Raw genomic sequence first — 20,502 nt, forward strand, 5'->3', positions numbered from 1 at the left:
TCTACAAAAAAAAAGCTGCTTTAAAAAGCAGCTTTTTTTTATTTATTAAGATACAATGCTTATTTACCAGCTTTTGCGTCATTTACCATTTTGTCATTTGCAGTAATAGCAAATTCTACACGACGGTTTTGAGTTCTTCCTTCTGGAGTATCGTTTGTTGCAATTGGGTCAACAATTCCCATACCTGAAGTTTTGAATCTACTTGCATTTAATCCTTTTGAAATTAAATACGCTTTTACAGATGCAGCTCTTTGTCCAGAAAGTGTTAAGTTATATTCTGGCTTACCTGTATTATCAGTATATCCAAAAATTTCGATATTAGTATCAGCATACTCATTAAATACTGGAACTAATTTATCTAAATTAGCTTTTGCCTGAGGAGTTAAAGTTGATTTATTAGTATCAAAACGTACTGCATTTTCATTTAAAACTAAGTGAATTCCTTCTCCAACACGCTCTACATCTGCACCTGGTAAAGCTTGATCGATCTCTCTAGCTTGCTTATCCATTTTGTTTCCAATAAGAGCACCAGTTCCACCACCTACGGCAGCTCCAATAGCAGCTCCTAAAGCAGCGTTCCCACCTTTTCCTAAATTGTTCCCTAAAATACCTCCTATAAGAGCACCTGCAGCAACACCTATTCCTGCACCCTTTTGAGTATTATTTGCGTTTTTTACCGAATCGCAACTTGTAAAAAAACTTGTTAATACAAGTAAAGTACTCAAACCTAAAACTGTTATCTTTCTCATGTGTTTATATTTTTATATATTTTAATATTAATTAGCTCTTTGAAATTGATATGTTACATCCTTAACTTGTCCACCAACATTAATGTTATCAATTAATTGAAATGAATTTTCAGTTAGGCCAGCCACTTTTAGTAAATATCCGTCTCTCACTTTTTTTGCCTTTACACCAGCATCAAGAATCTTAAGCACAAACATACCTTGACTATTGATACTCCACACAATAGGAGAAGAAAAAGCAGTACAACTAGGTGATGCTAAAGCCATCGACCCTTTGTTATTGTTTGAAATAAAATTCCAAGTACTACCAATAAAGCATTTAGAGTCAGCAAGATCAAATGAATTTACTTTAATATACTCTGACCCCGGATAAGAAACATTGGTTAAAATCCAATTTCCTTTAATTGCTACTTGAGAAGGCCTATCAAGTTTTGTAGAAAGTGGTTCAGCTCCATTAGATGTAGCTGTTGTTGAGGCTGATTTGCATGCAAAAAGCGTTACGGCTATTATGCATATTAAAATAATTTTTCTCATCGTTTTAGCAAATTTAAAATTAATACTCCTACAAAGATACAATGCAAAAAAATTAAATATGTTTAAAAATTTATTTTTTTTATTTCAGAATTAACACTTACGACAATTTGTCACCCCATTTGCAATTGGTATTCTATTTGAAGAATCTGAAATGCATAATGTTAAACTTAAAATTTAAAAAAATATGACAACAGGTAAAATTAATGTTTCAGTAGAAAACATATTTCCCTTAATCAAGAAATTCTTATACAGCGATCACGAAATATTCTTGCGTGAGTTGATTTCTAACGGAACCGATGCTACTCTAAAATTAAAACACCTAATAAGTATCGGTGAAGCCAAAGTAGAATATGGCAATCCAACTATTGAAATTAAAATTGACAAAGAAGGAAAAAAAATCCATATCATCGATCAAGGTCTTGGAATGACAGCTGACGAAGTTGAGAAATATATCAACCAAGTTGCTTTTTCTGGAGCTGAAGAATTTTTGGACAAATATAAAGATTCAGCAAAAGATTCAGGAATCATAGGTCATTTTGGTCTTGGTTTTTACTCCGCTTTTATGGTTGCAGAAAAAGTAGAAATTTTCACTAAATCATACAAAGATGAGCCAGCTGCTCATTGGACATGTGATGGTAGCCCAGAATTTACTTTGGAGCCAGCTGACAAAACTACACGTGGAACTGAAATCGTTTTGCATATTGCTGAGGATTCTTTAGAATTTTTGGAAGATTCTAAAATCCATGAATTATTGAATAAGTATAACAAGTTTATGCCTATTCCAATTAAATTCGGAACAAGAACTGAAACACTTCCTAAGCCAGAAGATGCTCCGGAAGATTATATAAATGAAACTATAGAAGTTGACAACATCATCAATAACCCAAATCCAGCTTGGACAAAACAGCCAACTGAATTATCTGATGAAGATTATAAAAGCTTCTACCGTGAGTTGTATCCAATGCAATTCGAAGACCCATTATTTAATATTCACTTAAATGTTGACTATCCGTTTAACCTAACAGGAATTTTATATTTCCCAAAATTAGGTTCAGATATGCAAATTCAGAAAGACAAAATCCAATTATACCAAAATCAGGTTTATGTAACTGATAACGTAGAAGGAATTGTTCCTGAATTTTTAACAATGTTAAAAGGTGTTATCGATTCACCAGACATTCCATTAAACGTTTCTCGTTCTGGATTACAAGCTGATGGTGCAGTTAAGAAAATATCAAACTACATTACCCGTAAAGTAGCTGATAAATTGAAAGCATTATTCAACGAGAACCGTGCTGACTTTGAAGAAAAATGGAATGACATTAAAATTGTTTTAGAATACGGAATGCTTTCTGAAGACAAATTTTATGAAAAAGCTGGTGCTTTCTTTTTATATCCAACAGTAGATAATACTTATTTTACGCTAGAAGAATTAAAAGAGAAAATAAAAGAAAACCAAACTGATAAAGACGGAAAATTAGTTGTTTTATACGCTGGAAATAAAGATGCTCAACACTCATATATTGAAACAGCAAAAGAAAAAGGATACGAAGTATTGCTTTTAGATTCTCCGATCATTTCTCACTTGATTCAAAAAATTGAAGGAGATAATAAAGATTTAACATTCGTTCGTGTCGATTCAGACCATATTGATAACTTAATCAAAAAAGACGAAAACACAATTTCTAAATTATCTGACGAAGAAAAAGAAGCTTTAAAAACTTCATTAGAAGCATACATCCCTAAAGCGTACAGTGTACAATTGGAAGCTATGGATAGTCAAGCTGCTCCGTTTATCATTACGCAACCAGAATTTATGCGTAGAATGAAAGAAATGAGTCAGTCTGGTGGTTCTGGAATGTTCGGAATGGGCAATATGCCTGAGATGTATAACTTAGTAGTAAACACAAATTCTGATTTAGCTACTAACATCTTGAATACCGAAGACAAAACACACCAAGAACATTTAGTTAAACAAGCATTAGACTTAGCTAAATTATCTCAAAACTTATTAAAAGGTGAAGCATTAACTGCTTTTGTAAAAAGAAGTTTTGAAATGATTAAATAAGAAGATATCAAGCTCTAAAAGCTATATCATTACTAAGCTCCTCAAGTTATACTTGAGGAGCTTTTTTTATTTACAACCAAAACTACACTAACACAATAAATTATTAATCAAGTATATATACGCATTTACAATAAAAATTATTTATATAATTTTATTACTTTATTTCAAGTTCAAAATCAACCTAGCACAAAATAACATATTCATTAAAACACAATCTTAAAATCATGATTCATATTAGAGTAAATATATATAGAGGATTGCTCCAGTACCAGTTAAAGTGTACATCGACAAAATTGATAGTTTAGATGATATACATATAACAAGATCAGAATCATTTACAGAAAGTATTAATTTATCAAATGGAATTTATACAATAATCATTTCTGGAAAAAACCCTCAAGGAGGAGAAACCATAATGTCCTTCTTTGGAACAGACTCAACCGGAAAGGAGTTTAATTACAAAAAGACATAAAAACACGAATTTACTATTTATTAATTTAAAACTTAATATCATGGCACTAGAAAAAAATATGAATGGCTCACAATAGAAAATGGTCCATTAATGATCCAAAACGCACTTGCTCTCTATGATACAATAGAATCTCCTGGCACAAAAAACAACCCTGTAATTATCGATTGGGCAAAACAGGTTGGAGGAAGCGTTGCAAACGTTTATAAAGCAGATGAGATTGCTTGGTGCGGATTATTTATTGCAGTTGTAGCCCAAAAAAGCGCTAAAGAAATTGTAAAAGACCCATTATGGGCTCTAAACTGGGGAACTTTTGGTAAACATGTCGAGACTCCTATGTTGGGAGATGTTCTTGTTTTTACTAGAAAAACAGCTGACGGAAAAAAAGCTGGTCATGTAGGCTTATATGTTGGCGAAGACGACACTTGCTATCACGTTCTTGGCGGAAACCAAATTAATAAAGTATGCATTATACGAAAAGAAAAAGCACGACTGTATACATCCCGAAGACCTAGTTATAAAGTTCAGCCTAAAAATGTAAGACGAATATTTTTGACTAATTCAGGAGAAATTTCCAATGTAGAGCAGTAACTTTTAATTAATCCCCAGTCTTCAGAACTTAGGATTTGATTGAAAATATTATTTTTTATTTCATAATAGGTATTTGATTTTATAATTAAATTATCATGTCAACCAAAATAGGAATATACGTCACTGGCCTTGGGCAGTCTATAGATAATGAAACTGTTGAGAAATATGCCGAAAGACTTATAAATGAATTAAGTTTTAAAACTAGCAACATTAGTTACAGTCTTAAAATTGAAAAAAAATTCTATCAAACCGATAAAGAATGTACTGTTGTTAGTCTTTTTCAAAAGAATAAGAATACACTAAATAAGAACCAGAAAAAAAGTCCTTTTTACAAAATATACGATTTTCAATATCATCGAATTTTAACCGACAGATTTAATCATTATAACATCATTGTAAAAAACTTGGTCTTATTTGGTTTAGTCTTAAAAAAACTTCCTCAAATCTTTTTACGCCTTTTTAATGGCAATGGCTTTAGCAGACCTCTACAAACCTTTTATGCCATTTCTATCTTATTTACAATCTCAATTTGTATTCTTTTTTTAATTCCTGGTTGCATCGAACTTTTAACAACAGATGATCCTAAAAATCAAACCTTAATCGAAAAAATAAATATTTTCCTTTGCTCAGAGTCTATACCAACTATACCAGTAAAGCTTATAAATTCCCTCGGAAAAAAAGTACTTGCAATAACAACTTTAATTCTTCTATTTATTCCGAAATCTAAAACAATCATTACTTCGCTTGCAACCGAATTTTCATGTGTTGATAGCTATATTACAAATGGGGAGCAAAGCCAAATTTTGCTAGGTAATCTAGATTTATTAATAGAATATATTGCGGAAAAAGAAGTTAATCCTGAAATACATTTTCATGCTTACAGTTTCGGGAGCATACTTGCCATAGATACGCTTTTTCCTATTGCAAAAATACCTCCATCAGACAATATTCAAAAATTAACCAAACTGCTTATTACTATAGGAAACCCATTCGAATTTATCAATGCCTACTACCCCACTTTTTATAACGATAGATGTGACATAATGAAAGACCGTATAAAATGGTTAAATATTTACTCTATTGCAGATGTTTTCTCTACCAATCACAGAAGAGATAATACACGAGGTGAAGCTGAGTTTGGCATAAAAGATATCTCGCTAACTCCAGAAAACATTAACTACGAAATCACATCCGACAAGTCTGGTTTGGTTGCTTTTTTCTCCTTAAATAGCATTAAGATGCACAGGTGTTATTGGGACAAATGCACAATAGGTCAGAGTTGCATGAAAGTATTATTACCTAAATTAATCGACAACAAATACTTATAGACAAAAGGTTGCCAACGAATCACTAAAAATAAGTATTAATTTAGATAACAAAAACTAGCCCCATGAAACCTATCATCTTTATTCCTGGAATTCAAGCTACGAGTCTTGTTAATAGTAACACTTTCGACTTTAATTATATCTGGAATGCTTACGACACATTAGGCTCCTCTATTGGTTCATCAATTTTTGGAGCTTATATTAACGAAAACCTACAATTTAATCCTTTACGATCAAGGAATTGAAACGATAATAGAACGCAATCATATCGCTAAATTTCCATATGAAAATTCCATTGCTAAATTAAAAAACAAACTAAACGAAACCAGAGCATACAAAAACACACCTGCATTTTTATTTGGTTACGATTGCGAATGTCGAATATGGAAAGTGCCAAACGTTTAAAGATTTATATCGAATACCTCAAGCACAAACTCCAAGATCAAAATATCGACGGATTTCGATTTATTACTCATAGTATGGGAGGGTTGGTTTTAAACTGCTACTTAAGTTTATTAAAAGATGATTTTACCGGAATTGACAAAATAGTCATGAATGCTCCTCCATTTTTAGGATCTCCTTATGCATTAGTTCACATGGTAAAAGGCGATGGTGGTTTAAGAAGTATCCTAAATTGGGTGATAGGAAGAAATGAGGATATGCGCAAAGTTATTCGAACTTATCCTGGAGTTTATGAATTATTACCCATTTACAAAGATGCTTTAACTTATACGGATAATAACGAACCACTAGATCTTTTGAAAAAAGAATATTGGCAAGACAACTTATATAGAGATATCGAACCTCTTTTTGATTCTAGATTAGCACTTTTAAAAGAATTTCGTTCTCCTACAGGTTTAAAAAATTTATCTGATTTACCTCAGGTGCTAAAAGACAGAATGATAATTATTGTGGGGAAGATGACAAAACATTTACTAAAGTAAAAGTTCTAAAAAAGGAAACAACAACATTACAAATTTAGTAGACTTAAGTTCTCTTAACGACGGTAGAGAATCTGGTGACGGAACTGTTCCGTTTAAAAGCTCTTCTATCTATGCAAAAGACATTAAAACATTTGCTGTAAAGAAAGAAAACTTCTTTGATGAAATAAGTAACAATCTCGATTTTCATGGTTTATTCCTAAATGATAGCCGGGTACAGAATATCATACAACGGTATTTTTTAACTGAGAGCGCCAATCCAAAACTCAGCGGTCTTAAAAATTGGTGGGACACTCCTAACGGAAGTGTTAGAAAAGTAGAGTGATTAAACTATTATGAATAATCTATAAATAAAACGATTTCGGAAGATTATCTGTAAAATCACCCATCGAAACAATACTCTAAATACAATATCCAAATTAAATCCATTTTTTTAATTACTTACTAAAGACTATCTTTGCAGGCTTTATTTTTAAAAACAGAAGCAATAAATTACATAAAATGATAAAAAGTAACGTATTAAAAGGAGTATTTCTAGTAGCATTTGGCGCAACAAGTTATGGCATGTTAGCTACTTTTGTAAAAATGGCATACGATGAAGGATTCACTACAGCAGAAGTAACTACTTCTCAATTTATATTAGGAATCATTGGAATCCTAATCATCAACGCTTTTCAAAAAGCAAAACATAAAAATACAGTTGTTAAGGCATCTCCAAAAAACATTGCACAGTTAATGATAGCTGGAACTTCATTAGGTATGACTAGTTTATTTTATTACCTAGCTGTAAAATACATTCCTGTTTCTATCGGAATTGTTTTATTGATGCAAACGGTATGGATGGGAGTTTTACTAGAAATGATTTTAGAGAAAAAACTTCCTTCTAAACAAAAAGTAATCGCTGTAATTATTGTTTTAGGAGGTACAGTCTTGGCTACTAATATTACTCAAAACGAGATTCAGTTAGATTGGCGTGGTCTTATGTGGGGTTGTTTGGCCGCTGCATCATTTACCACAACCATGTTTACTGCAAACCGAGTTGCTACCGAAATTTCGTCAGCACAACGTAGTTTATATATGCTTTTAGGAGGAGCAGTTATTGTCTTTTCATTTGGAATAGCGACACAAGTAACTCCTTTTAACTTCGAAATTTTCACAAAATGGGGTATCATTCTTGCACTTTTTGGTACAATTATACCTCCTATGCTTATGAACGCAGGTTTCCCTCTTACAGGAATTGGACTAGGAAGTATCGTTTCAGCATTAGAACTTCCTGTATCTGTAATGATGGCCTACGTACTATTAAATGAAGAAGTAATATTTCTTCAATGGATTGGTATAATTTTAATCATACTTGCGATTATTATTATGAATCTAAATTTTCAGAAGCAGAAATAAACAATTCATGATACTTGTTAAAAATAATTAATATATCATACTAAATTACTAATTATTTCATAAATTCGTAATAAATAACTATTATGAATTTACCTTGGCATATCTATTTAATGGCTTCGCTTTATATTATTGCTGGGATAAATCATTTTAGAAGTCCCAGAATGTATCTAAAGATCATTCCATCTTATTTTTCAAATCCAAAATTATTAAATATTTTAAGCGGTGTCGCTGAGATTATATTAGGATCACTCCTATTAGTCTCAGCGACATCCCATTTTGCGGCATGGGGGATTATTGCGTTATTAGTCGCAGTTTTCCCAACACATATATACATGTATCAAAATGAAAAAGCAAGTTTTGGATTACCTAGATGGATTCTACTATTGCGCATACCTTTTCAGTTAGTTTTGATTTATTGGGCTTATCAATATACTTTTTAACCTTTAGACATTAATTTAAAAACTTTTATTATGAAAAAACTTTTTGCAGAATTTTTCGGAACATTCTGGCTTGTATTTGGAGGTTGCGGAAGTGCAATTTTCGCGGCAGGAATTCCAGATCTAGGAATTGGATTTGCTGGAGTAGCTCTAGCTTTTGGATTAACAGTTTTAACAATGGCTTATGCTGTAGGACATATATCTGGTGGCCATTTTAATCCAGCTGTATCATTTGGACTTTGGGCTAGCGGAAGATTCCCCGCAAAAGACTTAGCACCATACATTATTGCACAATGTATTGGGGCAATTGCGGCAGCAGGAACTTTATTTTCAATTGCATCTGGCAAAGCAGGTTTCATGATAGACAATACCAAAGCTGGTGCCTTTGCATCAAATGGTTTTGGAGCTTTTTCACCAGACGGATACTCCTTACAATCGGCATTTATAGCAGAGTTTGTACTTACTTTATTTTTCTTATTAATCATTCTTGGCGCTACAGATAAATTTGCAAATGGAAAATTTGCAGGAGTGGCAATTGGTCTAGGATTAACATTAATTCACCTAATAAGCATCCCGATCACAAATACATCTGTAAATCCAGCGAGATCTTTATCGCAAGCAGTTTTCGTTGGAGGTGAACCATTATCTCAAGTTTGGTTATTTTGGGTTGCCCCAATTTTAGGAGCAATTGTAGCAGGAATTATATATAAAACATTGTTACAAAATCATGACGCAGCTTAAATTATTATATTAAAATCGATTATTAATCCTTTAAACTTTTAAAATATGGAATTTTTATATTTCTTACTTATTGGAGCAATTTCTGGTTGGCTAGCTGGCCAAATATGGAAAGGCTCAGGTTTTGGAATCCTTGGCAATATTGTTGTTGGAATAGTTGGTGGACTTATTGGTGGATGGATTGCTGGCAAACTAGGTATCGGTGGTGGCGGTTTACTATGGCAAATTATAATTGCTGTTGGTGGAGCTTGGGTTTTATTATTCATTATTAGTTTAATAAAAAGAACATAAACCCCTTACCTACTTGTTGCATTTACAAAACACCAAACAAGTAATATCGTTTTATACAAAGAGAAGAAAATAAGTCTTACCACTTCATTTCTTCTCTTTTTACTTTATAGCAATCATGCTTTAATTACAATACTGAAAATCACAATTTTAAGCCCCATTTTAATTTCATATCAACAAAATCATTAATTTTGAGTAAATACTTTCGTAATGGATGAAATTATTTCTTACTTCAGTACTATTCCATCTTCACACAGAAGTTTAATTCTCGTAAGCAGAATAACTTTTTTTTGGCTCATAGAAAACACTTTTCCTCTCTTTAAGTTCAACTATAAAAAATGGAATCATGCTGGAATCAATTTTTTCTTGACATTTACTACAATCATTATCAACTTTGTTTTAGCATTTATCTTATTAAAAACTGCTGATTGGGCAATTAAAAACAATTTCGGCATTTTACAATGGTTACCCGAAATACCATTATGGCTATATACCATTATAGGATTACTATTATTAGATTTAATAGGAGCGTATTTGGCTCACCTCACCCAACATAAAATTAAATTTTTATGGCGCTTTCATCTTATTCATCATACTGACACCTGGATTGACACCACAAGTGGCAATCGACATCATCCTGGAGAAAGTATAATTCGGTTTATTTTTACAACTTTTGGTGTTTTAATTGTGGGGAGCCCCATGTGGATGGTTTTTCTATATCAAACATTATCTGTTATATCTACTCAATTTACCCATGCGAATATCTCTCTACCCGATAAAGTCGATTCTTTTTTGAGTTACTTTATTGTTTCTCCAAATATGCACAAAATACATCATCATTATGTATTACCCTATACAGATAGCAATTACGGAAATATTTTTTCTGTTTGGGACCGTCTTTTCGGAACATTTATGACACTACCAAAAGAAAAAATCATCTATGGAGTTGACACTCATATGAACCCTGAAGAACACAATAACTTGAAGAATTTATTACAAATTCCGTTTCAGAAACAACGTTCGCAAAAAAACGGTTAAAATCAACAAAAAAAATCTACCATAAGCGACGAAGTAATTATTTTTTTCATTAATATTGATATCTAAATTGAAAATCAATCTATTATTAATCATTAACCCCTATTTGAATTAATTTTCACGTGATGAAAAAGAGTAACCGTAAAGAATTGAACTGGGAACAAACAGAAAAACTTGTTACATTAGCCCTAGAAGAAAAGAATCCTTTTGAAATTATCAAAAAAGAATTTGGATTGGCTGAAAAAGAGGTTTTAGAAATTATGAAAAAGAAAATGCCCGCAGAGAAATTTGAAATGTGGAAAAAGAAAGCTATTGCTAACAAACCTAAGCCAAAACCAGTCAAAATAGATGATTTTGATGAAGATTTGGATGGTAAATATTACATAAAGAACAAATTAGACTAACTATAAAACTCCTGGAAACAGGAGTTTTTTTTTACACCTATAAATAAAATTAAAATGTTTTTGTAACTTACTTCAATCTATAAAGACCAATAGTAAAAATAAACTCATAAGTTATGAAAAGAATAATAGCCACATTAGCATTAGTAGCTGTATTTATAGGCTGTAAAACAGCTAGCTCAACGAATAATACAGTTGCAAAACAAGAAATAGGGGTCAGTATAAATCTTACTGATGTAAAAGAAGACAAAGTCCTAGTTACGATTACAACCCCTAAAATCAATACTGATGAAGTAACTTACAGCATCCCTAAAACTGTTCCCGGAACATATTCTGAGGATAATTACGGTAGATTCATTGAGGACCTGAAAGCGTTTGATTCAAAAGGAACACTCCTTCCTGTAAAAAAAACAGATGACAACACTTGGTCAATATCTAATGCAAAAACATTAAAAACGATTACTTATTTAGTCAACGACACTTTCGATACTGAAAAAGGTACAGGATTTGGCAATGACGATATCTTCTCTCCAGCAGGTACAAATATCGATTCTGGGGTTAATTTCATGATAAACACGCATGGTTTTGTAGGCTATTTTCAAGACAAATTAGACATTCCTTACAAAGTAACCGTTACACATCCAGCATCACTTTGGGGAGCAACCTCAATGACTGATGAAGATGCTAGCAATACTAGCGACGTATTTACAACCTCTCATTATGCTGTTTTGGTAGAAAACCCAATCATGTACTCTAAACCCGATTACACCTCATTTGATGTAAACGGAATGGAAATACAAATAGCTGTATATTCACCAACAGGAAAGTATACCGCAGAAAGTATCACTCCTGAAATGAAAACAATAATGACTGCTCAGAAAAACTTTTTAGGAAAAATAAACTCAACTAAAAAATATACTGTTTTATTATATTTATCAACCATGAAACCTGATGATGCGCATGGGTTTGGAGCTTTAGAGCATCCTACTGCAACAACTGTTGTTTTACCTGAAATGATGCCTAAAGATGAATTAATAAAATCAATGAAAGATGTGGTTTCTCATGAATTCTTCCATATTGTAACTCCATTAACCATTCACTCAAAAGAAATTCAATATTTCGACTATAATGCACCCAAAATGTCTGAGCATTTATGGATGTACGAAGGCGTTACCGAATATTTTGCAAATCTTTTCCAGATCAATCAAGGCCTAATTGACGAACCTGAATTTTATTCCCGTATTGCTGAGAAAGTAGAACATGCAAAAAAAATGAACGACACTATGTCCTTTACAAAAATGAGTGCCAATGTCTTAAAGCAACCCTACAAAGACCAATACTTAAATGTATATGAAAAAGGAGCACTTATTGGAATGTGTATCGATATTATTATTAGAGAAAAAAGTAATGGTCAAAGAGGAATTCTAGACTTAATGCATAAGTTATCGGATGAATATGGCATCACTAAGCCATTTAACGACAATGAACTCTTTGCTAAAATCACACAATTAACTTATCCTGAAGTTGGATCATTTTTAGACACTTACGTAGCAGGAACAACTCCAATCCCATACGATTTTTACTTAAGTAAAGTTGGAGTAACTAAAGCCACAGAGAAAGTTCCTGGAACAATTTTCTTAAAAGGCCAAGTTCCATACATCACTATAAACCCTGAGACTAAAGAAATTATGGTTATTCCAGAAATCGAATTAAACCCTTTTTTCAAAGCACTTGATCTAAGAGGAGGTGACTATATTTTATCTATAAACGAAAAGCCTTATTCATTGATAAACATATACGACATGATAACCGAAAGCCAATCATGGAAAGAAAACACCCCTATAACCATTAAGATAAAACGCAATGGTAAGGAACAAACTTTAAAAGGAGTAGTTAAACTTCCTTACGAAGAAAAAAATACTTTTAAAGCATCAGACAACTCCAAGCAAACTCTTAGAAACGCTTGGTTAAAAGGATAATAAGAAATAAAAACAAAGAAATCTCAATTTAGAAATAGATTGAGATTTTTTTACAAATTAAAAGTTTAGCTATGTTTATATTAAAACTATTTTCTTTATTTTGCACGAAAATCTATAAACAATGAAAAAAACTATTATTGCATTCGTTACCCTTGTTCTTTTAGCTTCTTGTAGCAAAAACGAATCAAAAACCAATTTGCATATTACAGGAAATATTAAAGGATTAAAAAATGGTACCTTATATATACAACGAATTGTTGACACCTCATTAGTCGCTATTGATAGTATTAAAATCGATGGTAATTCAACTTTCGAAACTAACATTGAATTAAAGTCTCCAGAAATGCTTTATTTATTTCTAGATCGCGGAGTAAGTAACTCACTAGACAACAATATATTATTCTTTGCTGAACCAGGTAATATAAACATCGATACAAATCTAGACACATACATTTCAGGCGCTAAAATTACTGGATCAAAAAATCAAGAATTATATGAGGATTACCGAAAAATAAGCTCACGCTTTAATGATTCTAATCTTGATCTTGTAGCGTTAAGGTTTAAAGCAATGAAAAGCAATAACCAGAAAACATTAGATAGCATCAACGAAAGACAAGAGTCAAATATCAAACGAAAATACTTATATGCTACAAACTTTGCTATCAACAACAAAGATTACGAAATAGCACCATATATTGCTTTATCTGACATATATGACATTAATATTAAATTCTTGGATACAATCCAAAAATCGATGACTCCTAAAGTAGCTCAATCTCTTTATGGAAAAAAACTTACCGAGTATGTTGCCAAAATAAAGAAAGAACAATAACATAGACTCTGATCATTACAACAATATCAATCCTGCTTTAATAAAAGCAGGATTTTTTTTTGACTTTTTCAAATTACATTCTACGAATCCTATAATTTCATATCCTTCTCAGGAAACCTACAAAACTAGAACTTAATCACATTTAAAAACCAAAGCTTAAACATATCATACCTCTGCTAACGCATTTATCACCTCTTTAAAACACAATGTCAATCCAGTTAATCTTTATTTTACTTCACATTAAAAATAAAGATCTTTAAGCCTTAATTTTAAGAGCTGAGAAACACCAAATTCTTTTTTCTACAAGCTAACTAATAGCTATCAAGTTTTAGTATTGATCCGATAATAACAATAGAAACTCAATACAAGGCAAAAAAAAACCATCATATTTCTATGATGGTTTTAACTCTGAGCCGGCGGAGGGACTCGAACCCACGACCTGCTGATTACAAATCAGCTGCTCTAGCCAACTGAGCTACGCTGGCGACTCATTACGGGTGCAAATGTAAAGTGCTTTTTTGAATTTTCCAAAAAAAATTTTACATTTTTAATACAAATAAAAAACCATCCTTATCGGATGGTTTTATCTTGAGCCGGCGGAGGGACTCGAACCCACGACCTGCTGATTACAAATCAGCTGCTCTAGCCAACTGAGCTACGCTGGCGACTCATTACGGGCGGAAATGCAAGAATAATTTGGTTTACCAAAATAATTTCACACTTTCAATACTAATAAAAAACCACCCTTATTGGATGGTTTTATTTTGAGCCGGCGGAGGGACTCGAACCCACGACCTGCTGATTACAAATCAGCTGCTCTAGCCAACTGAGCTACGCTGGCGACTCATTACGGGTGCAAATATATAGCTGTTTTTTGAATCTCACAACATAAATTTGCACTTTTTTATAGTTTTTTCCGACTACAATTCGTTGATTTTAGCAATCAATTGATTAGCAGTTTCTTCCAATTCAACATTGATTTGTTTGAAGTGTGATTTTTTATTTTCTACGTTCTTTGCGTTCACTTTTGTGATCAAAGCATCAAAAGCAGCAATAGCCTCATCGATTAAAGCATTAGTTTCTGTAGATGGTTTCCCTGTAGTAGAAATTTCAAATAAGTAAACTGCTTCAATAATATCTCCTAAAACGTAGTTGATGTCTTTCTTTAAATTCTTAACGTTTGCCATTTTATTTTAATTTTAATTTGCGTTTGCAAAAATACACATAATCTTTGTATTAGTAGCTATGAAATGTAAATTTCTAAAATTGAAGCTTTTCCATTGAGAATGAATGCATTCATAGTAGCAGGAATTAACACAGTATCTCCTTTTACGTATATAAATTTTTCTCCATTATATTCTATACAAAAAGATCCTTCAACACACATATACACAGTAAAGCTCTCTTTGTTTTTACATACCTCAACCTGACCTTCTAACGGTATAAAATTTGTAGTGAAATAAGAACAATCAACTACTCCATTAGATTTGTTTAGCTCTTTATCATATTTCTTATACGTATCTACTTTATTATAATTAATAGCATCCAACGCCAAATCTACATGCAATTCTCTTTTATTTCCTTTTGCATCTACTCTATCAAAATCATACAAACGATACGTAATATCTGATGTTTGTTGAATTTCTGCAACTACCAGTCCTGCTCCTATCGCATGAACTGTACCTGTTTCCAGAAAAAAAACATCTCCTTGTTTAACTTTTACATCATCAAGAATAGAAACTAGCGAATTGTTATTTAGATTTTCAAGATATTCCTCTTTACTTGAATTTTCCTTAAAACCTACAATAATCCTTGCATCGGCATCAGCCTGCATAATATACCACATTTCTGTCTTACCAAAAGAATTATGTCGTTCTTTGGCTAGTTCATCATTAGGATGTACCTGTATCGAAAGATCTTCGCGAGCATCAAGATATTTAAAAAGTAATGGAAATTGTTTTCCAAATCGTTTGTAAACTTTTGTTCCCAAAATTTCATTTGGCAATTCTTCTATTATACCAGTAAGTGTCTTTCCTTTCAAACTTCCGTTTTCAACAATACTTACGTCCCCTTCTACAGTAGATAATTCCCAGCTTTCGCCAGTAATCTTAGACGTAATTGGCTTATTTAATACAGTTTTTAATTTTTCTCCTCCCCAAATTCTGTCTTTCAAGATTGGTTCGAATTGCAAGGGATATAATTTTAGATCCATCTATGTTATTTGTTTTTCATACAAACTCATTCATTTAAAAAATCTTGTATGATACTATATTTTTAAACTTATGATACTAATTCTTTAATTGCTTCAAGCGCTTTAGGAATATGCTTGGCAGCAACCATACTATCATAGATCAGGATTATAACTCCATTTTTATCGACAACATAAGTTACTCTTCCTGGTAATAATCCAAGTAGTCCAGAAGGAACTCCAAAAAGAGTTCTTATTCTTTTATCTGCATCTGAAAGAAGTACAAATGGCAAATGGTGTTTATGAGAAAATTTTTGATGAGAATCAACACTATCACTACTGATACCTATTACTTCGGCTCCTAAAGCTACAAAGTCTTCATATTGATCTCTAAAACTACAGGCTTCTGTTGTACAGCCTGGCGTATTATCTTTAGGATAAAAATAAATAACCAAAGGTTTACGACCAAGCACATCTTTACTTTCAAACACTTCTCCATTAGCATCTTTAGCTGTAAAATTCGGGATAATATCTCCTACTTTTAATGACATTTTATTCTCCTTTATAGGTTACAAAATTACGAGCAGTTTCATATAACACGATTTCTAAATCAAAATCGGGATTTATTTTTTTCTAATTTTATTCCATATCACTACTACAATATGTTCTGCAGTTGGATTCAAATCTTGAAATTCTGGCACATCAAGATTAAGATTCTTATGATCAAATGGCAATTCTACTTCTTGATATATAATATCTGCCAATATTTTCACATCTATCACAAAACCAGTTTCTGGATCAACTTCTCCAGTAACACTAACAGTTAATTCATAATTATGACCATGAAAATTGGGATTATTACATTTCCCAAAAACGGCATCATTTTTCTCTGCAGTCCAATCTTTTCTATACAGTCGATGAGCAGCATTAAAATGTGCTTTCCTTGATATCGTTACTCTCATGTAGGTTTTGGTTTAAATTTTATGGTCTTCTAGAAAATAATAAAACTCGTCAAAAATTATTTTGAACCAAACAGTGTAAATTTCAGGATGTAATTGCATATCTGTTTTTACATCTTCTATTTTCATCCATTTCCAAGCTTCTACTTCTTCTGGATTTATAGTAGGCATTCCATTATAACATCCAATCATAACGTGATCCAATTCATGTTCTGTCAATCCGTTATCAAAAGGAGCTTTGTATATAAAATGAAAAAGTTCTTTAAGTGGCGTTTTAAACCCCATTTCTTCAAACAATCTTCGACTTCCTGCTTCGATATTAGTTTCACCCTCTCGCTGATGACTACAACATGTATTAGTCCAAAGTAACGGAGAATGATATTTATGATGCGCACGTTGCTGTAACATGATTTCATTATTATCATTTAAAACAAAAACTGAAAATGCACGATGCAGAACCGCTTTTTCATGAGCTTCCATTTTTGGCATCAAGCCTATTTGCTCATCATTTTGATTAACTAATATTACGTTTTCTTCTATCATAATTGGTATTAAACACACAAAAATACGAAAAAAGAAATTGCTTTAGAGCCTAGAAAAAGTTTGTGAAAAGTTTAACGAGCCTTGCATTCAGTAAAATTTTAATTTTATATCATGATTATGAGTGTATTAAAGACATCCAGGCAGTAGTCTTTCATTTTAAAACTAAAATTACTTTTTATACGTAAATAACAATAGTTAAAACTTACTTAAATACATAGTTATTTGTAAAGTGCACGACAATTCACCAATTAAAGACACCTTACTTTTACATCACTAAATCAATTAATTATGAAAACAAGAGCCCGCTTTTTAAGCTTATTATTTTTGCTTCCGCTGTTTATCTTTAAAGCCTGTGGACAAAATAAAAAAGAACAATATACATCAACAAAAAATAATCCTATGGAAAATAAAATCAGTAAACCTGATAATCCATATTACTCGAATACCGACACTACAAAACTAAATCTTACAGATGCTCAATGGAAAAAGGTATTACCTAATGATGTTTACGAAGTAATGAGACAGGCCGATACTGAGAGACCTTTTACTGGAAAATACTGGAACACTGATGAAAAAGGAACCTATTATTGCGCAGCCTGCGGAAATAAACTTTTTAGATCTGGCGCCAAATTTTCAAGTAGTTGCGGATGGCCAAGCTTTTTTGAGCAAGAAAACAAAAAAAGTACTATTTACAAACAAGACAACTCACTAGGTATGGAAAGAACTGAGGTTCTTTGTGGTAGATGTGGTGGCCATTTAGGTCATTTATTTGATGATGGACCTGCTCCTACTGGAAAAAGATACTGCATGAATTCAATTGCACTTGACTTTATACCTGATAATAAATAACATTATGAAAAATACAATTTTAATTAGCCTTTTGATTCTATCATTTAATAGCTTTGGACAAACAAAAAAGCAATCCAACTACGACACTATTACACTTGGCGGAGGTTGCTATTGGTGTGTAGAAGCCGTTTATGAAAACTTAAATGGGGTAAAATCTGTTGTATCTGGATTTTCAGGAGGAAAAACTACAAATCCAAGTTATGAAGAAGTCTCAACAGGAAAAACTGGTTTTGCTGAAGTAGTTCAGATCACTTATGACAAAAACATAACAAACCTAGATGAGATTTTTAAAGTTTTTTTTACCGTACATGATCCCACAACATTAAACAGACAAGGTGCAGATGTAGGAAGTCAATATCGCTCTGTTATTTTTTACAAAAATGAAGAACAAAAAAATGCTGCAAATAACATTATAAACGCTTTAAAAAAAGCAAAAGTATATAATGATCCTATTGTTACCGCTGTAGAACCATTTACAAAGTTTTACAAAGCCGAAGACTATCATCAAAATTATTATGATAATAACAAAAACCAACCTTATTGTAAAATGGTTATTCAGCCAAAAATAGAAAAGTTTGAAAAAGTTTTTAAAGACAAATTAAAAAAGAAGTAATTATTAATTCACTAAGCCACTTACAAAAATAAGTGGCTTTTTTATTTTAAGAATCAAAGGTAAAATTTCGTAATTTGCATCAATCTATAAGACAATGAACCTTTTAACCAAACCAAAAGAAATGAAACACCTATTCCTATCTCTTTTATTCTTATTGTTTTTCAACCAAAATAATGCGCAAGAAAACATACCTACAGATTATCTTTCGAAAGAATTTCACAAAGACAGAAGAGAAGCTTTTAGAAATTTGATGCCCTTAAATTCTGTCGCAATAATTTTTTCGTATCCCGAAAGAAAATTCTCAAGAGATATTAATTATAATTTTCATCAAAATCCTGATTTATATTACCTAAGTGGTTACAAAGAACCAGATGCGGTTTTATTATTATTTAAGGAGACACAAGGAAGCGGTGATACTGCTTATAATGAAGTGTTTTTTGTTAGAGAAAAAAATACTGCCCATGAAATGTGGACAGGAAGACGTTTGGGCATAAATGGAACAAAATCTAAATTAGGATTTAAGGCAGTTTACAACGGAAAAGACTTCAAAGATTTTGATATTGATTTTAAAAAATTTGACAAACTCATTTATGATAAAATCCCAACCGACATTGGCAAAGACTCAAGTGGTTTCGACCTTTTTGGATTATTACAAACATTTAAGACAAAAGCTGCAATTACAAATGAAGATGTCAATTCTTTACTATTATTTGAAAACATCACAGCAACACTACGAGAAATAAAAACCCCTGAAGAGATTGATTTAATGCGTAAATCAGTTAAACTTTCCTGCATTGCACATAATGAAGTCATGAAAGCTATTACTGCTGATATGAGTGAAAATGAAGCCGATGGTATTCACGCTTATATTCACAGAAAGTATGGAGCAGAAGGAGAAGGCTACCCACCAATTGTGGGTGCTGGAGCCAATGGATGTATCTTGCATTATGGCGAAAATAATAGCACAAAAATAGACAATCAATTATTATTAATGGATGTAGGTTCAGAATACCATGGTTACTCTGCTGATGTAACTCGAACCATTCCCGCAAACGGAAAATTCACAGAAGAACAGAAAGCCATTTATCAATTGGTATATGATGCACAAGAAGAAATTTTTAAAATCTGCAAAGAAGGAACCCCACTTGCAGATTTAAACATCAAGGCCAAAGAAGTTTTAGCCAAAGGACTACTTAAACTAGGAATCATCAATGATTTAAAAGAAGTAAACATCTACTACCCTCACGGATGTTCCCATTTTCTTGGCCTAGACGTTCACGATAAAGGAAATTACAAAGGCCCAACAAGCTTGCTTAAAGAAAACATGGTTATTACAGTTGAACCAGGAATTTACATTCCAGCAAATAGCAAATGCGATAAAAAATGGTGGAATATAGGCGTACGTATCGAAGATGATATTCTCATAAAAAAAGACTCCTACGAAAACTTATCTATCGATTCTCCTAGAAAATGGCAAGATATTGAGAAACTAGCTTCTCAAAAAAGCAAATTCAATGAATTCAATCTACCTAAACTATAAACAAAAATCACTCTCTTCATAAACTTTT

23 protein-coding genes, 3 tRNA genes and 1 pseudogene are annotated in these 20,502 nt (G+C 32.1%); 17 read left to right on the forward strand and 10 right to left on the reverse strand.

What is annotated here, in order from left to right:
* Nucleotides 1-59 precede the first annotated feature (59 nt).
* Complete coding sequence (locus tag EAG11_RS13905) at nt 60-749, reverse strand: OmpA family protein (RefSeq protein ID WP_129539701.1); 690 nt, start codon at nt 747-749, stop codon at nt 60-62.
* 27 nt (nt 750-776) lie between these two features.
* Nucleotides 777-1,280, reverse strand: coding sequence for a lipocalin family protein (locus tag EAG11_RS13910; protein WP_129539702.1), 504 nt, complete (start codon nt 1,278-1,280; stop codon nt 777-779).
* Between the two features lie 184 nt (nt 1,281-1,464).
* On the opposite strand from EAG11_RS13910, the gene htpG reads away from it, so the two are divergent.
* The 14 genes from htpG (at nt 1,465) to EAG11_RS13980 (ending at nt 13,782) form a co-directional block, all read left to right on the forward strand.
* Complete coding sequence (gene htpG / locus EAG11_RS13915; RefSeq protein WP_129539703.1) at nt 1,465-3,348, forward strand: molecular chaperone HtpG; 1,884 nt, start codon at nt 1,465-1,467, stop codon at nt 3,346-3,348.
* Between the two features lie 277 nt (nt 3,349-3,625).
* Nucleotides 3,626-3,820, forward strand: coding sequence for a hypothetical protein (locus tag EAG11_RS13920; protein WP_129539704.1), 195 nt, complete (start codon nt 3,626-3,628; stop codon nt 3,818-3,820).
* A 90-nt stretch (nt 3,821-3,910) separates the two neighbouring features.
* The gene (locus tag EAG11_RS13925) at nt 3,911-4,408 is read left to right on the forward strand and encodes a TIGR02594 family protein (protein ID WP_129539705.1); all 498 of its coding nucleotides are present in this window, start codon (nt 3,911-3,913) and stop codon (nt 4,406-4,408) included.
* Nucleotides 4,409-4,503: 95 nt separating this feature from the next.
* The gene (locus tag EAG11_RS13930) at nt 4,504-5,736 is read left to right on the forward strand and encodes a hypothetical protein (RefSeq protein WP_129539706.1); all 1,233 of its coding nucleotides are present in this window, start codon (nt 4,504-4,506) and stop codon (nt 5,734-5,736) included.
* A gap of 62 nt (nt 5,737-5,798) precedes the next feature.
* Nucleotides 5,799-5,978, forward strand: coding sequence for a hypothetical protein (locus EAG11_RS13935; RefSeq protein ID WP_129539707.1), 180 nt, complete (start codon nt 5,799-5,801; stop codon nt 5,976-5,978).
* Nucleotides 5,979-6,116: 138 nt separating this feature from the next.
* Nucleotides 6,117-6,677: a hypothetical protein gene (locus tag EAG11_RS13940; RefSeq protein ID WP_164998708.1), complete on the forward strand. Its 561-nt coding sequence runs from the start codon at nt 6,117-6,119 to the stop codon at nt 6,675-6,677.
* A 498-nt stretch (nt 6,678-7,175) separates the two neighbouring features.
* Nucleotides 7,176-8,072 (forward strand): EamA family transporter, encoded by an 897-nt coding sequence (locus EAG11_RS13945; protein WP_129539709.1) that lies wholly within the window; start codon nt 7,176-7,178, stop codon nt 8,070-8,072.
* 83 nt (nt 8,073-8,155) lie between these two features.
* A complete protein-coding gene (locus EAG11_RS13950) occupies nt 8,156-8,512 on the forward strand; it encodes a MauE/DoxX family redox-associated membrane protein (RefSeq protein WP_129539710.1) in 357 nt (118 codons plus the stop codon).
* Nucleotides 8,513-8,542: 30 nt separating this feature from the next.
* On the forward strand, nt 8,543-9,250 hold the full coding sequence (gene aqpZ, locus EAG11_RS13955) for an aquaporin Z (RefSeq protein WP_129539711.1): 708 nt from the start codon (nt 8,543-8,545) through the stop codon (nt 9,248-9,250).
* A gap of 45 nt (nt 9,251-9,295) precedes the next feature.
* Nucleotides 9,296-9,538, forward strand: coding sequence for a GlsB/YeaQ/YmgE family stress response membrane protein (locus tag EAG11_RS13960; RefSeq protein WP_129539712.1), 243 nt, complete (start codon nt 9,296-9,298; stop codon nt 9,536-9,538).
* A gap of 207 nt (nt 9,539-9,745) precedes the next feature.
* Entirely contained in the window at nt 9,746-10,573 is an 828-nt protein-coding gene (locus EAG11_RS13965) for a sterol desaturase family protein (protein WP_129539713.1), read from the forward strand.
* A gap of 122 nt (nt 10,574-10,695) precedes the next feature.
* A complete protein-coding gene (locus EAG11_RS13970) occupies nt 10,696-10,974 on the forward strand; it encodes a DUF2805 domain-containing protein (RefSeq protein ID WP_039111648.1) in 279 nt (92 codons plus the stop codon).
* A 113-nt stretch (nt 10,975-11,087) separates the two neighbouring features.
* On the forward strand, nt 11,088-12,950 hold the full coding sequence (locus EAG11_RS13975; RefSeq protein WP_129539714.1) for a peptidase M61: 1,863 nt from the start codon (nt 11,088-11,090) through the stop codon (nt 12,948-12,950).
* 121 nt (nt 12,951-13,071) lie between these two features.
* A complete protein-coding gene (locus EAG11_RS13980; protein ID WP_129539715.1) occupies nt 13,072-13,782 on the forward strand; it encodes a DUF4369 domain-containing protein in 711 nt (236 codons plus the stop codon).
* 411 nt (nt 13,783-14,193) lie between these two features.
* Here the strand turns inward: EAG11_RS13980 and EAG11_RS13985 are convergent.
* The 8 genes and pseudogenes from EAG11_RS13985 to idi all read right to left on the reverse strand — a co-directional run bounded on the left by EAG11_RS13985 (nt 14,194) and on the right by idi (nt 17,472).
* Nucleotides 14,194-14,267 (reverse strand) — tRNA-Thr (locus EAG11_RS13985).
* Nucleotides 14,268-14,373: 106 nt separating this feature from the next.
* Nucleotides 14,374-14,447, reverse strand: a tRNA-Thr gene (locus EAG11_RS13990).
* 102 nt (nt 14,448-14,549) lie between these two features.
* A tRNA-Thr gene (locus EAG11_RS13995) sits at nt 14,550-14,623 on the reverse strand.
* A 79-nt stretch (nt 14,624-14,702) separates the two neighbouring features.
* Nucleotides 14,703-14,969 (reverse strand): hypothetical protein, encoded by a 267-nt coding sequence (locus tag EAG11_RS14000; protein WP_129539716.1) that lies wholly within the window; start codon nt 14,967-14,969, stop codon nt 14,703-14,705.
* Between the two features lie 56 nt (nt 14,970-15,025).
* Nucleotides 15,026-15,994 carry a type I phosphomannose isomerase catalytic subunit gene (locus EAG11_RS14005; protein ID WP_129539717.1) on the reverse strand — a complete coding sequence of 323 codons (969 nt, stop codon included), beginning with the start codon at nt 15,992-15,994 and terminating at the stop codon, nt 15,026-15,028.
* A 68-nt stretch (nt 15,995-16,062) separates the two neighbouring features.
* Nucleotides 16,063-16,521 carry a peroxiredoxin gene (locus EAG11_RS14010; RefSeq protein WP_129539718.1) on the reverse strand — a complete coding sequence of 153 codons (459 nt, stop codon included), beginning with the start codon at nt 16,519-16,521 and terminating at the stop codon, nt 16,063-16,065.
* A gap of 1 nt (nt 16,522) precedes the next feature.
* A pseudogene (locus EAG11_RS14015) lies at nt 16,523-16,932 on the reverse strand (6-pyruvoyl tetrahydropterin synthase family protein).
* 12 nt (nt 16,933-16,944) lie between these two features.
* On the reverse strand, nt 16,945-17,472 hold the full coding sequence (idi, locus tag EAG11_RS14020) for an isopentenyl-diphosphate Delta-isomerase (RefSeq protein ID WP_129539719.1): 528 nt from the start codon (nt 17,470-17,472) through the stop codon (nt 16,945-16,947).
* 288 nt (nt 17,473-17,760) lie between these two features.
* Between idi and msrB the strand changes: the two genes are divergently transcribed.
* From msrB to EAG11_RS14035, 3 genes are all read left to right on the forward strand, one after another.
* Nucleotides 17,761-18,321 carry a peptide-methionine (R)-S-oxide reductase MsrB gene (gene msrB, locus EAG11_RS14025; protein WP_129539720.1) on the forward strand — a complete coding sequence of 187 codons (561 nt, stop codon included), beginning with the start codon at nt 17,761-17,763 and terminating at the stop codon, nt 18,319-18,321.
* A 4-nt stretch (nt 18,322-18,325) separates the two neighbouring features.
* Entirely contained in the window at nt 18,326-18,934 is a 609-nt protein-coding gene (gene msrA / locus EAG11_RS14030) for a peptide-methionine (S)-S-oxide reductase MsrA (RefSeq protein WP_129539721.1), read from the forward strand.
* A 121-nt stretch (nt 18,935-19,055) separates the two neighbouring features.
* A complete protein-coding gene (locus tag EAG11_RS14035; RefSeq protein WP_129539722.1) occupies nt 19,056-20,474 on the forward strand; it encodes an aminopeptidase P family protein in 1,419 nt (472 codons plus the stop codon).
* Nucleotides 20,475-20,502: the final 28 nt, after the last annotated feature.

Origin of the sequence: Flavobacterium sp. 140616W15, assembly GCF_003668995.1 — a bacterium.
Lineage (GTDB): Bacteria > Bacteroidota > Bacteroidia > Flavobacteriales > Flavobacteriaceae > Flavobacterium.